General features: G+C 71.0%; 13 protein-coding genes. 8 read left to right on the forward strand and 5 right to left on the reverse strand.

The window, feature by feature from the left end; all coding sequences use genetic code 11:
- The first annotated feature begins 161 nt into the window (after positions 1-161).
- From AAH979_RS11660 to AAH979_RS11685, 6 genes are all read left to right on the forward strand, one after another.
- On the forward strand, positions 162-1193 hold the full coding sequence (locus AAH979_RS11660) for an ABC transporter substrate-binding protein (RefSeq protein ID WP_346258089.1): 1032 nt from the start codon (positions 162-164) through the stop codon (positions 1191-1193).
- An 11-nt stretch (positions 1194-1204) separates the two neighbouring features.
- Positions 1205-1996 (forward strand): ABC transporter permease, encoded by a 792-nt coding sequence (locus AAH979_RS11665; RefSeq protein ID WP_346258090.1) that lies wholly within the window; start codon positions 1205-1207, stop codon positions 1994-1996.
- An 18-nt stretch (positions 1997-2014) separates the two neighbouring features.
- Positions 2015-2800: a class I SAM-dependent methyltransferase gene (locus tag AAH979_RS11670; RefSeq protein WP_346258091.1), complete on the forward strand. Its 786-nt coding sequence runs from the start codon at positions 2015-2017 to the stop codon at positions 2798-2800.
- A 278-nt stretch (positions 2801-3078) separates the two neighbouring features.
- Entirely contained in the window at positions 3079-3432 is a 354-nt protein-coding gene (locus AAH979_RS11675; RefSeq protein WP_346258092.1) for a hypothetical protein, read from the forward strand.
- Between the two features lie 133 nt (positions 3433-3565).
- On the forward strand, positions 3566-5404 hold the full coding sequence (locus tag AAH979_RS11680) for an NHL domain-containing thioredoxin family protein (RefSeq protein ID WP_346258093.1): 1839 nt from the start codon (positions 3566-3568) through the stop codon (positions 5402-5404).
- A gap of 78 nt (positions 5405-5482) precedes the next feature.
- The gene (locus tag AAH979_RS11685) at positions 5483-6160 is read left to right on the forward strand and encodes a hemolysin III family protein (protein ID WP_346258094.1); all 678 of its coding nucleotides are present in this window, start codon (positions 5483-5485) and stop codon (positions 6158-6160) included.
- Positions 6161-6276: 116 nt separating this feature from the next.
- Here the strand turns inward: AAH979_RS11685 and AAH979_RS11690 are convergent, their stop codons facing one another.
- Positions 6277-6543 (reverse strand): DUF6458 family protein, encoded by a 267-nt coding sequence (locus AAH979_RS11690; RefSeq protein ID WP_346258095.1) that lies wholly within the window; start codon positions 6541-6543, stop codon positions 6277-6279.
- A 317-nt stretch (positions 6544-6860) separates the two neighbouring features.
- Here AAH979_RS11690 and AAH979_RS11695 point away from each other — a divergent pair, with 317 nt between their 5' ends.
- On the forward strand, positions 6861-7406 hold the full coding sequence (locus tag AAH979_RS11695) for a histidine phosphatase family protein (protein ID WP_346258189.1): 546 nt from the start codon (positions 6861-6863) through the stop codon (positions 7404-7406).
- A 76-nt stretch (positions 7407-7482) separates the two neighbouring features.
- On the opposite strand, the gene AAH979_RS11700 is transcribed toward AAH979_RS11695, so the two are convergent.
- From AAH979_RS11700 to AAH979_RS11715, 4 genes are all read right to left on the reverse strand, one after another.
- Complete coding sequence (locus AAH979_RS11700; protein WP_203859392.1) at positions 7483-7752, reverse strand: DUF6458 family protein; 270 nt, start codon at positions 7750-7752, stop codon at positions 7483-7485.
- Between the two features lie 145 nt (positions 7753-7897).
- Positions 7898-9787, reverse strand: coding sequence for an acyl-CoA dehydrogenase (locus tag AAH979_RS11705; RefSeq protein ID WP_346258096.1), 1890 nt, complete (start codon positions 9785-9787; stop codon positions 7898-7900).
- 177 nt (positions 9788-9964) lie between these two features.
- Positions 9965-11092 carry a PP2C family protein-serine/threonine phosphatase gene (locus AAH979_RS11710; protein WP_346258097.1) on the reverse strand — a complete coding sequence of 376 codons (1128 nt, stop codon included), beginning with the start codon at positions 11090-11092 and terminating at the stop codon, positions 9965-9967.
- A gap of 177 nt (positions 11093-11269) precedes the next feature.
- Positions 11270-11908 carry a septal ring lytic transglycosylase RlpA family protein gene (locus AAH979_RS11715; RefSeq protein WP_346258098.1) on the reverse strand — a complete coding sequence of 213 codons (639 nt, stop codon included), beginning with the start codon at positions 11906-11908 and terminating at the stop codon, positions 11270-11272.
- A 187-nt stretch (positions 11909-12095) separates the two neighbouring features.
- On the opposite strand from AAH979_RS11715, the gene AAH979_RS11720 reads away from it, so the two are divergent.
- Positions 12096-12647 carry a phosphoribosyltransferase family protein gene (locus AAH979_RS11720; protein WP_346258099.1) on the forward strand — a complete coding sequence of 184 codons (552 nt, stop codon included), beginning with the start codon at positions 12096-12098 and terminating at the stop codon, positions 12645-12647.
- Positions 12648-12701: the final 54 nt, after the last annotated feature.

Here is a 12701-nt window from a genome sequence, read left to right on the forward strand (position 1 = left end):
CGAGTCCGTCCGCACCCGCTCCTCCGTCGTGCCACCACAACGGCCCGACCATGACCCGCATCGCATGCCATCCGCGCCCAGCCACGGCGGGGCGTCCCCTTGGCCGGAGGATCCCGACCACCGACTTGGCTTACCAAGCTTTACAAGTGTGAGGAGATCAGATGACGCTCGTACTGACCCGCCGCCGCCTGCTGGCCGGTGCGGCGGTTACCGCCACCGCGGCGATAGCGGCCTGCAACGACGGCGACGGCGACGGCAGCGGCGGTAGTGAACTGCCGGTGGAGAAGGTTTCGATCCTGAGCGGGGCGGGCTTCCAGGGCCGCGAGGCACCGATCTTCGTGTCCCGGGCCAAGGGCTGGTTCACCGAGGTCGGGCTGGAGGTGCAGGTGCTTCCGGGCAAGGGCACCACGAGCAACCTACAGACCCTGGCCGGCGGCCAGGCCACCTTCGCGACGGTGGACGTGAACGGCGCGATGATCGAATTCACGCGTAGCGGCGGCATCAAGAACTTCAGGCTGACCTCCGTACTGCATCAGCGGAACCTGGCCTGCTTCGTCGCGCTCAAGTCGAGCGGTATCGCCACGCCGCGCGACCTCGCCGGTAGAACGCTCTCCTACCTTCCCGGCGGGATCAACTACCTCCTCTTCAGCACCTATGCCCGACTGGCCGGCTTCGACCCTTCCAAGGTCAAGTGGGTGAGCAACCCGATCGCGACCCAGCACGCGGCGATGCTGGCCCAGAAGAAGGTCGACGCGATCAGCCAGTTCGTCCCGGCGGTGGAGTCGGTCCGGACAGTGACGAAGCAGGATCTCGTGACCCTGCCCTTCACGGACTACATCGGCGACCTGCACGGTTCCGCCATCGGCGTCACCACGGATACCGCACAGAAGAAGCCGGATCTGGTCCGCCGCTTCAACCGGGCGCTGCTTCGGGGACTGGAGTACGCGATCAACCATCCCGAAGAGGCGGGCCAGATCTACGCGTCGGAGAAGGAGACTCAGGGACAGCCGCCCGCGGCGGCGGTCGCCGAGGTCAAGGCCCTGCGGGCGTACGTCGAGGGCATCTCGGACGGCCCGCTCGGCCAGTTCAGCGAGACACGGATGGCCAAGAACATCGCGATCCTCCAGGCTGCCGGCACGATTCCGGTGGGCCTCACCCCGAGCGACATCATCGCGTCCGACCTGGTCGGGTAGGCCGGATCGGCATGCCAAGCCGCGCAGGCTCCGCGCGCCTCCCCCGCTGGCGGACCGTGCTGTCCGCCGTCGGAACACCGCTGGTGGGCGTTGCCGGGTTCGTCGCCGCCTGGTGGGCGGCGGTTGTCGCCCTGGACGTCGCGCCGTACATCGTGCCGGGGCCACCGGCGGTGGCCGCGGCGATCTGGGACGAGCCGGGCTATCTGCTGCGGAACGCAGCCGTCACCCTCGGCGAGGCGATGGCGGGATTCGCTCTCGCGATCGCCTCCGCCGTGCTGCTCGGAACCGTCCTCGCGGCATCACGCCGGCTCGAACGGGCCCTGTACCCGATGCTGTTGACCCTCAGCAGCACACCGAAACCGGTCTTCGCTCCGCTGCTCATCACCATCGGCGGGTTCGGAGCGGGACCGAAGGTGGTGCTGGTCTGGCTGATGTGTTTCTTCCCCATCGCCCTGGCCACGAGTACCGGGCTCACCGCCACCTCCGCAGAGTTCGTGGAGCTGGCCAAGTCCCTCAACGCCTCGCGGTGGACCACCTTTCTGAAATTCCGGGTGCCCGCCGCGCTGCCGCACATCTTCGGTGGTCTCCGGATCGCCCTACCGCTCGCGCTCATCGGCGCGACCGTCGCCGAGTTGTTCGGCGCGACCGAGGGGCTCGGCGTCGTCATCCAGAACGCCGGCACCAACGCGGCCCTGGCCTGGGCGGCGATCGTCGTGCTCGCCGCGATGAGCATCAACCTCTTCTACGCCCTCACCGCCACCCTGCGGGCGCTCGCCCCCTGGATCCGGCACACCACCGCCTGACAGCCACGAGGAGACACCGTGACAAGCACATACATCTTCCAGGACGCCGAGACTGACAACGACGTGATGCTCCGGGCGCTGGCGGGCATGTACGACCCGTTCAGCGAACGCCGGCTTCGCGATGCGGGAATTGCCGAGGACGCCCGCTGTCTGGTGGTCGCGGTGGGCGCGAGCAGCATCGCCACTACGATCGCCGGGCTGGCACCGCGCGGCGAGGTGATCGCCACCGATGTCGACCTGCGCCCCTGTCAGCGGGATCCCCGGGTCGATGTGCGCGAGCACAATGTCGTGACCGAGCCCCTGCCCGGGATGTTCGACCTCATCCACGTCCGGCTCCTACTCGGACACCTGCCGCAGCGGCTCGACGTCCTCAGGAAACTCGTCGACGCCCTCAACCCGCACGGCATCCTGGCCGTCGAGGAATTCGAGCCGACCTGGCGTACGAGTGTGCTGGCCGCGCCGGACCCCGACGAGGCCGACCGGCTGTTCGGCGCCTATCACGACGCGTTCCAGACCGCGTTGCAGGACGCCGGAAACCGCTCGAAGTGGAGCCGCCGGGTACACGGCGCGATGCTCGACCTCGGCCTGACGGAGTGCGACACCGTCGGGCACACCGGGACCTGGGCCGGTGGCAGCCACGGATGCCTGCTCCCGTGGGGGACCGCTGGTGCCATCCGCCAGAAGCTGATCGACGCCGGTATGTCGCCGACGGACCTCGACGCCTTCCGGCAACTGCTCCTCGTCCCCGAACTGAGGGTCAAGAGCAATCTCGCGCTCTCCACCATCGGGCGGCGCCCGCGTTGAACACGGCTCGGGTGACCGGAATCGTAGGCCGGATCGGCGAGCAGACAATCGCATCGAATACCGGCAACCTGCCCGACACCTGACCGAGTGGTGGCAGCACACATTGGATAGGGTCTATCCGGCGCTGCCGACCGACGCCATCGAGTCACGCAGCGTAACGCCCGCTACGGCAGCGGACCGGCACGACGTGACGTCGTGGTGTCCGTCGCGCTGGGGACCTCACCACGACAGCCACGCACTTCCGCGTCCCACCCTGACAGTTTCGCAAGGAGCCGCCGATGGCCACCGATCCGCATCCGGGCTGGTGCGACCCGGGCGAATGCACCGCGAGCTTTCGCGGCGTCCACCCCGATGCCTCACCCCCGACCCACGCCAGCCGGTGGTACGACTGCAATCCGCAGGATGACCGGCAGGCGGTCGAGGTCAGGGCTCAGCTCGTGCAGTACATCGACGACCCCCAGCCCCGACCCTTCATCCGGTTCGCCCGGACCGACTTCGAGGACCGGCAGGTCTTCCACATCACCGTCGAGCAGGGCGGTGCCCTGGCGGAGGCGCTGACCGACATGCTCCGCCGTACCGGCACCGCCGCCCCGGCCACCGGGGCACGGCCACGGGTCAACTCGTTGCCGTAGCCGCCGGCCCGGTCCCGCTGGTCGGGCGCTGCGGCCCTGCCCCGCTGGGTGGGGGCGGGGCGCGGCCGGTTCGGCGCACCACAATGCGCGGGGCCCGGGACCGTTCTCGGCAACGACATGGCAGGGTGGCCGTATGGCTACTTCGCCCCGCGTCCGTGCACCCGAACTGAGGGGCCGCCGGTGGCTCAACGCCGGCGGAGCAGATCTGACACTATCGGACCTTCGCGGCAAGATAGTCATTCTGGACTTCTGGACCTTCTGTTGCATCAACTGCCTGCACGTGCTGGACGAGCTGCGCCCGCTGGAGGAGAAGTACGGCGACGCCCTGGTGGTGATCGGGGTGCACTCGCCGAAGTTCGAGCACGAACGCGACCCGGACGCCCTGGCCGCCGCCGTCGAGCGGTACGGCGTCGCCCACCCCGTACTCGACGACGCGGAGATGGCCGTCTGGCAGCAGTACGCCGCGAAGGCGTGGCCGACGCTGAACGTGATCGACCCGGAGGGCTACGTGGTCGCCTCGATGGCCGGCGAGGGGCACGCCGAGGGGCTCTCCCGGCTGCTCGACGAGTTGATCGCCACGCACGAGGCGAAGGGCACGCTGCACCGGGGCGACGGCCCGTACGTGCCGCCGGCCGAGCCGGAGACCGCGCTGCGATTCCCCGGCAAGGCGATCGTGCTGGACGGCGGAAACCTGCTGGTCTCGGACTCGGCCCGGCACTCCGTGGTCGAGCTGGCCCCGGACGGCGAGACGGTGCTGCGCCGGATCGGCTCCGGCGAGCGGGGCCGGTCGGACGGCCCGGCCGAGGCGGCCCGGTTCGCCGAGCCGCAGGGCCTGTGCCGGTTGCCCGAACATGCCGCCGAGGTCGCCGGCTACGACATCGTGGTCGCGGACACCGTCAACCACCTGCTCCGGGGCGTACGGCTGGCGACCGGCGAGGTGATCACCGTGGCCGGTACCGGCCGGCAGTGGCGCTCCACGGTGGACGACCACGCGCACGACGCGCTCGCCGCCGACCTCTCCTCCCCGTGGGACCTGGCCTGGTACGACGACCGGGTCATCGTGGCGATGGCCGGCATCCACCAGCTCTGGTGGTTCGACCCGATCAAGCGGACCGTCGGCGTCTACGCCGGCACCACCGTGGAGGCGCTCCGGGACGGGCCGCTGCCGGACGTCTGGATGGCCCAGCCGTCCGGACTCTCGACCTCCGCCGACGGTCGCCGGCTGTGGGTCGCCGACAGTGAGACCAGCGCGCTGCGGTTCGTCTCGGACGGGGTGCTGAGCACCGCCGTCGGGCAGGGGCTCTTCGACTTCGGCCACGTCGACGGCCCGGCCGAGCAGGCGCTGTTCCAGCATCCGCTCGGGGTCGGCGCGCTGCCGGACGGTTCGGTGCTGGTGGCCGACACCTACAACGGCGCGGTCCGGCGGTTCGACCCGGAGACCGGGGCCGTCTCGACGGTCGCCTCCGGGTTGGCCGAGCCGAGTGACGTGGTGCTGACCCCGGACGGCGAGGTGCTGGTGGTCGAGTCCGCCGGGCACCGGCTGAGCCGGCTGGCGCCGGGCGCGCTCTCCGCGGCCGGGGCCAGCACGATCGCCGGGAGTCGACACCGTACGGAGCGCCCGCCGACCGATCTCGCCGCGGGTGAACTGAGCCTGGACGTCATCTTCGAGCCGCCGCCCGGGCAGAAGCTGGACTCCTCGTTCGGCCCCTCCACCCGGCTGGAGGTCTCCGCCTCCCCGCCGGAACTGCTGCTCGACGGTGCCGGGGTGGGCACCGAGCTGTCCCGCCGGCTGGTGCTGAACGACCAGGTCGGCTCCGGGGTGCTCCAGGTGGTCGCGCAGGCCGCCACCTGCGACGCCGAGGCCGAGCACGCCGCCTGCCACCTGAGCCGCCAGGACTGGGGCGTGCCGGTCCGCGTCACCCCGGACGGGGTACGCCGGCTGCCGCTCATCCTGCGCGGCCTGGACAGCTGACCCTCGACCGGGTACGTGACCGGAACCACTGCCCGAATCACTACCCCCGAGTAACCTACGGTGCCGTAACCTGGTCGGGTGAGTACCTCCGCCCCGATCCGGCTGCGCCCCGTCGACCTGGGCAAACCGCGGATGCGAGGCTGGCTGCACGCGTACGCCTTCTTCGTCGCGGTGGTGGCCGGCGTCGTACTCTGCGCGATCGCCGCCACCCGGCCGGGCTGGACGCCCCTGGTCAGTTGCGTCGTCTACAGCGTGACGGTCTGCGGCCTCTTCGGCACCAGCGCGCTCTACCACCGGCGGGTCTGGTCCGAACGCGGTTACCGGGTGATGCGCCGACTCGACCACTCGATGATCTTCGTGTTCATCGCCGGCACGTACACCCCGTTCTGCCTGCTGGTGCTCTCGGCGACGAGCGCGGCCGTACTGCTGCTGATCGTCTGGTCCGGCGCGGTGGCCGGGGTGGCGATGAAGTTGGTCTGGCCGCACGCGCCCCGCTGGGTCTCCGCGCCGCTGTATCTCGCACTGGGCTGGGTGGCCGTCGCGGTCCTGCCGGACATCCTGGACCGGGGCGGGGTCACCGTGCTCGCGCTGCTGGTCGCCGGAGGCGCGGCCTACAGCGTCGGCGCCGTCTGCTACGCGCTACGCCGCCCCAACCCGTGGCCGACCGTCTTCGGGCACCACGAACTGTTCCACGCCTGCACGCTGGTCGCGGCGATCTGCCACCACGTCGCGATCTACTTCGCCCTGTTCGCCTGACCGTCCCCGGGTCCGGCCGACCCGTCGGCGGAACGGCCCGGACCGGCCGCCAGCCGGCGCAGTGCGATCGGGGCGGCGCCGACGCGCCGGGCGCTCGGCGGTCCGGTCCGGCCGGGTCAGAGCGGGGGGCCGGGGCGCCGCACGTCGTGGTATTCCTCGACGATCTGCTCCTCCCGCCCTGGCACGCGCGGGTCGACCACCGGGGTGACGACGGTACGGCGGCGGTTGCGCCAGAGGTAGCTGGTCATGATCAGCCCGACCAGGCCGGCGAGCATCAGTACCCAGCCGACGACGTTCAGGTCGAGCCAGCCCGTCTCGACGTTCACCGCGAAGGCGAGGATCGCGCCGAGAGCGATGAGAAAGATGCTTCCACCGATGCCCACTGTGCCGCCCTCCTAGGCTGTCGACTGGTGGTCGTGCCGGTCCCGGCTACGGTCGCGGCATCCATCGACATACCCAGGCGTTTCAAATCCGAATCCGGCAAGCTGGGAAGAGCGTCGCTGTCGGTGCCGAACCGGCAGGACGGCGGCCGGACCGGACGGCCGGACCGGACGGGCCGCGCCAGCCGGGGCCGGACCGACGGGACGCACACGCCACGCGACCCAGGGAGACCAACGTGACGGATACCAGCGCGGCCGGCCGGACCGGCGGACACAGCGACCCGGGCGGCGCGGCGCGGCCGGACGTACCCGGGCGGAGCCTGGTGCTGCTCCGGCACGCCAAGGCCGAGCGGCCCACGACCGCGCCGGACGCCGACCGCCCGCTCACCGCCCGTGGGCACGCGGATGCCGCCGCCGCGGGTGCCTGGCTCGGTCACGGCGGCTACCTGCCGACGGTGGTCGTCTGCTCGCCCGCCAAGCGCACCCGGCAGACCTGGCACGACGTGGCGCTGGGCATGGCCGCACCGCCGATCCGCCCGCTCGGCGTCCCGGCCGGACAGACCGCCCCCGCCGGCCCGTCCGGCGACAGTGATGTGCCGTCGGTCCGGTACGACCAGCGGATCTACCACGGGCACGCGGCGGACCTGCTCGAACTCGTCCGTGCCACGGATCCGGAGGCGAGCACCCTGCTGCTGATCGGGCACAACCCGACCATCTCAGAACTGTCCACTCTGCTCGATCCGGTGCATGCCGACCCGGAAGGGCTGCGTACCAGCGGAATCGTGATCCACCGGATCGCCGGCGAGTGGACGGACGTACGCGCCCAGGCGGGACCGATCGTGAAGTGGCACACCGCCCGGGGCTGATCGACCATCGAATCGCGTACCGGGACGGGTCGGTGCCCGGCCGGTGACATCGCCACCAGGCCGGGCACCGGGTACGTCAGGTGGGTGGTGCGCTCGGCGGCGGCGGATCCGGCGGCGGTGGCATCATCGCCGTCGGATGCGACAGCCGGTTCTCCTCGACGATCAGGGTCCGCGCCCGCTTCTTGCGGTCCTGCCAGTACCACATCGTGGTGGCCAGCACCGCGACCCCGGCCAGGATGAAGACCCAGCCGACCGCCCGAAGATCGAGCCACCAGACGTTCGCTCTGACCGCGAACGTCAGGATGGCTCCCAGGGTGATGAGGAAAATTCCCGTACCGATGCCCATGTCCGCTGCACTCCCCCGTGCGATGGGTCGTGGGCTTTCATGACAAATCAGGTCAAACTGCTCCTAGCACCGCCTCAACAATAGCGCGGCGGCCGGGGAGCAACAGCTCCACCGGCCGCCGGAGATCAGCGCTCGACGCGCCCGACTAGAAGGCGTCCTCGGGCAGGTCCATCAACTCCAGGTCGGCGCCCTGCACGATCCGCCGGTCGGCACCGATCCGGGGCAGTACCTCCCGGGCAAAGAACCGGGCGGCGGCCAGCTTCCCGGTGTAGAACGCCTTGTCGGCCGCGCTCACCTCGCCGCCGAGCGCCCGCAGCGCCACCTCTGCCTGCCGTTGCAGCAGCCAGCCGACCACCAGGTCGCCGACGGCGAGCAGGAAGCGCCGGCTGCTCAGCCCGACCTTGTAGAGCGCCCCGGCCTCACCGCCCTGCGCGTCGCCGACCCACCCGGTCATGGTGCCGAGCATCGCCTGCACCTCGCCGAGCGCCCGACCCAGCGCGGCCCGCTCCTCCTTGAGCTGCCCGTCGCCCGGCTCGGTCGAGTCCGCGCCGGCCGGCTCCCCGCCGCCGGACTCCACGAACGCCGCGATCTCGCCGGCCACCGCCATCAGGCTGGTGCCGCGATCCCGGACGATCTTCCGGAAGAACAGGTCGAGGCTCTGGATCGCGGTCGTACCCTCGTAGAGGGTGTCGATCTTCGCGTCCCGGACGTACTGCTCCAGCGGGTAGTCCTGGAGGAAACCGGAGCCGCCGAACGTCTGCAACGACTCGTGGCCGAGCAGCTCGTAGGCGCGTTCCGAGCCGACACCCTTGACCAGCGGCAGCAACAGGTCGTTGACGCCCTTCGCCAGCTTGGCGGCCGACTCGTCGCCGTTCGCCTCGGCGATGTTGATCCGGTCCTGCCAGGTCGCGGTGTAGCAGACCAGCGCCCGCAGGCCCTCGGCGTACGCCTTCTGGAGCATCAGCGAACGGCGCACGTCCGGGTGGTGCGTGATCGTCACTCGGGGCGCGTTCTTGTCCGTCGAGCGGAGCAGGTCGGCGCCCTGCACCCGGCTCTTCGCGTATTCCAGTGCGTTGAGGTAGCCGGTGGAGAGGGTGGCGATCGCCTTGGTACCGACCATCATCCGGGCGTACTCGATGATCAGGAACATCTGCCGGATGCCGTCGTGCACGTCGCCCAGCAGCCAGCCCTTGGCCGGTACGCCGTGCTCGCCGAAGGTCATCTCGCAGGTGTTCGAGACCTTCAGCCCCATCTTGTGCTCGAGGTTGGTCGCGTAGACGCCGTTGCGCTCGCCCAGCTCGCCGGTCTGCTCGTCGAAGTGGAACTTGGGGACCACGAACAGCGACAGCCCCTTGGTGCCCGGGCCGCCGGCACCCTCCACCCCGACCGGCCGGGCCAGGACATAGTGGATGATGTTGTCCGTCAGGTCGTGCTCACCACTGGTGATGAACCGCTTGACGCCCTCGATGTGCCAGGAACCGTCCGGCTGCGGGATCGCCCGGGCACGACCGGCGCCCACGTCCGAACCGGCGTCCGGCTCGGTGAGCACCATGGTCGCGGCCCACTGCTTCTCGACGAAGAGCTTGGCCCACTTCTTCTGCCGCTCGGTGCCCTCCCGGTAGAGGGTGTGCGCGAAGGAGGGGCCGCCGGCGTACATCCACAGTGGCGCGTTGGCGCCGAGGATCAGCTCGGCGGCCGACCACCAGAGCGCCCGGGGCGCCATCGTGCCGTCCAGCTCGGCCGGCAGGTCCATCCGCCAGAACTCGGAGCCCATCAGCGCGTGGTAGGACTTCTTGAACGGCTCGGGCAGCGGCGCGCTGTGCGTGGCCGGGTCGAAGACCGGCGGGTTGCGGTCGCTGGTGGTGTAGCTGGCCGCCAGGTCCTCCCGGGCCAGCCGCTCGACCTCGGCGAGCACGCTCCGCGCGGTGTCGGCGTCCAGTTCGGCGTACGGGCCGACGCCGAACGCCTGGTCCGCGCCGAAGACCTCGAAGAGGTTGAACTCGAGGTCTCGCCGATTGCTCCTGTAGTGGCTCATACGCCTCTGCCCCCCGGACTCGCGAACACAGGTTACCCGGCAGTAACAGGGGTTATATTACTCGCGGGTAAGTCACCGCGAAGCACCGGCTTCAGTGACCCGCACCACAGTGACGGCAACCTGACGACCGGTGCCGGACCGGACGTGCGGCCGATCGCGCTCACCGGGCCGGGCCGGTCAGCTATCGGCGGCGCCGACCTCCCAGCTCGGCACCGACGACGCGGTTGCCGAGTGCGGTCCCGGGTACTCCATCAGGACCAGTGCGATGTCGTCGTCGAGCCGGCCGCGCACCCACTCGACCAGGGCCGTCTCCAGCGAGGCCAGGCCGTCGGCGACCGTACCGTGCCCGAGCAGCCGCCAGGCCCGGTCCACGGTCGGGAAGAACTCCCCGTCCCGGCGCGCCTCGCCGAGCCCGTCGGTGAAGAGCAGCAGCCGGTCGCCCGGTTCGAGCCGCTCGACCCGGGGCCGGACCACCGGCATGAACCCGAGTGGCGGCGCGGGAGCCGGCGGTTCCATCGGAATCACCTGGCCGCGACGGAGCAGCAGGGGTGCCGGATGACCGCAGTTGACGATCGTGAGCGTGCCGCCGCGCTCCTCGACCAGGGCTGCGGTGACGAAGTCCTCGTCGCCGACGTTGCGGGCCACCGCCCGGTCCAGGTCGGCCACGATGGCCCGCAGGTCGGCCCGCTCGTACGCCACGTGCCGGTACGAGCCGAGCACGATGCTGGCCAGCCGGACCGCGTCCAGCCCCTTGCCCCGGACGTCGCCGATGATGATCCGCACTCCGTACGGGGTGTCGATCGCCTCGTACAGATCGCCGCCGATGTCGGCGGCGGCGGTCGACGAGATGTAGTGCCCGGCCACCGCCAGGCTGCCGACCTGCGGTCCGACCGGCCGCAGCACCGCCTGCTGGGCCACGGAGGCGAGCTTGGACAGCTCGACGATCCGCTCCGCCTGCCGCTGCCGGATCACCGCGAAGAGCGCCGCGATCGCCGTGGCCAGCACCACGCCGATCAGGTTGACCGTGGTGGCCAGCGGCACCACGCGGCCGCCCCAGGCCAGCGAGCCGGCCAGCACGGTGGCGATCACGCCGACCGCGAGTACCACCCGCCAGGAGGCGAACGCGGCAGCCAGGAACGGGGCCGCCGCGACCAGGCCGACATAGTTGACCTTGGATTCGTCCGCGAACTCCACCACCGAGACGAGCGCGAGCAGCACGAGGGCCGCGCCGAGACCGGCGCGGGAACCTTGGCTCAGCGGGCGACGGCCCGGTGGCATCAGTCGCATGGGTACGCGGAACAGCATGCCTGATCGACGACCGCGATTGTACGAAGTTGACTCCTCGTCCGATCGGGTTCTGGCCACCTGGCGCATCCCACCGGTCCGGACCCGCCGGATCTTGTCGACGAGTCAGCCAACCGTTGCAGGTCGAATGAACATTCCTGGATCACTTACCTCACGTCGCGCACTCGCCCGGTCACCTCAGCCGAGGACTTCGTACCGGACGTCGATGGCGCCGAGGCCCAGCGAGGCGATCGCCTCGAAGGAGGCCCGGGACAGGTCGATGCAGCGACCCTCGATGAACGGCCCCCGGTCGTTGATCCGGACCACCACCGACCGGCCGTTGTCCGGGTTCGTCACCCGGACCCGGGTGTTGAAGGGCAAGGTCTTGTGCGCGGCGGTCAGCGCGTTCGGGTCGAAGGCCTCGCCGTTCGCGGTCACCTGCCCCTGGTCGTAGTAGGAGGCGCCGCAGGAGCCGCTCTGCACCACCCGGGCCGGTGGGCTGGTCGCCGGGCGCTTGGTGGCGGGCTTCTTCGCGGTGGTGGTCCGGGTCTGGCTCGGCGAGGGGCGGGAACTGGCCCGCGAGGCGCGCTCGGGCGACCGGTTCGGCGTGGGTGTGGCCGCATCCGGGGTGGGCGATGCCGTCACCGGCCCGCTCGGGGTGGCCGGGGTGGCCACGTCGACCAGGGCCGGCACCGAGGCGGAGTTGGCGGCCGGCTCCGTGCCGAGCGTCACCACACCGGCGGCGCCCGCGCCGACCAGCGCGACGGCGACCGCTCCGGCCGCCACCATGCCGGTTGGCCAGCGCAGGATCCGAACTCGGGCATGCTTCCCAGCCACCGCACCGTCCTCTCCCAGGAACAACAGAGATCGGGTCGGACCGTAACGAGGGTGGTACTTCGGAAGTCAACGTGATCATCTGCTTTCGCCCGGATATGGGGCGAAACGTGTAGCCGATCATCCGACCCTGGGTGGGTCGGACGTGCCCGTACCCGGGGCGGGCCGGCGATGCCGCAAGATGGTCTCCGTGCGGGCTGAGCTGAGCAGGCGGCTGGTCGGGGCGTTCCGGTGGACCGACCCGGGGCCGGAGAGCACGCACCTGGTCAGCGACGTGTCCGGCTGGTGGCGGGACCCGGCGATCCTCGCCGGGCTGGGTCCGGCGCTGGCCGAGCCGTTCCGGGCGGACCCGCCCACCGTCGTGGTCGCGCCCGAGGTCACCGGTCTGCTGCTCGGGCCGCTGGTGGCGACCGCGCTGGGCGCCGGCTTCGTCCCGGCGTACAAGAACACCGGCGAGCGGCGGATCGCGGAGCCGACCACCTGGGTGTGGACCGGGTCCGACTACCGGGGCCGCCGGCTGGCTCTCGGGGTACGGGACCGGCACCTGGGGCCCGGTGACCGGGTACTGGTGGTGGACGACTGGGTGGCCAGCGGCGCCCAGGTACGCGCCCTGCACGAGATCGCCGCCCGGCGCGGAGCCACCGTCCTCGGCACGACGTGCCTGGTCGCCGAGGCCGCACCGGAGGTGGTGGCGGAACTCCGGCTCGACAGCCTGCTGACCCCGGCCGACCTGGACTCCTGACCGCCCCGCCTCAGCCCTTTCGGCGCACCCGTCCACCGGCAAAGGCGTCAGGCG

It is taken from the genome of Plantactinospora sp. ZYX-F-223 (genome assembly GCF_039649625.1).
Classification (GTDB): domain Bacteria; phylum Actinomycetota; class Actinomycetes; order Mycobacteriales; family Micromonosporaceae; genus Plantactinospora.

What these genes read in the sequence shown, in the direction of transcription:
- AAH979_RS11660 (WP_346258089.1), top strand. Translation starts at nt 162, where the DNA reads ATGACGCTCGTACTGACCCGCCGCCGCCTGCTGGCCGGTGCGGCGGTT.
- AAH979_RS11675 (WP_346258092.1), top strand. Translation starts at nt 3,079, where the DNA reads ATGGCCACCGATCCGCATCCGGGCTGGTGCGACCCGGGCGAATGCACC.
- AAH979_RS11665 (WP_346258090.1), top strand. Translation starts at nt 1,205, where the DNA reads ATGCCAAGCCGCGCAGGCTCCGCGCGCCTCCCCCGCTGGCGGACCGTG.
- AAH979_RS11680 (WP_346258093.1), top strand. Translation starts at nt 3,566, where the DNA reads ATGGCTACTTCGCCCCGCGTCCGTGCACCCGAACTGAGGGGCCGCCGG.
- AAH979_RS11700 (WP_203859392.1), bottom strand. Translation starts at nt 7,752, where the DNA reads ATGGGCATCGGTACGGGAATTTTCCTCATCACCCTGGGAGCCATCCTG.
- AAH979_RS11710 (WP_346258097.1), bottom strand. Translation starts at nt 11,092, where the DNA reads ATGCTGTTCCGCGTACCCATGCGACTGATGCCACCGGGCCGTCGCCCG.
- AAH979_RS11705 (WP_346258096.1), bottom strand. Translation starts at nt 9,787, where the DNA reads ATGAGCCACTACAGGAGCAATCGGCGAGACCTCGAGTTCAACCTCTTC.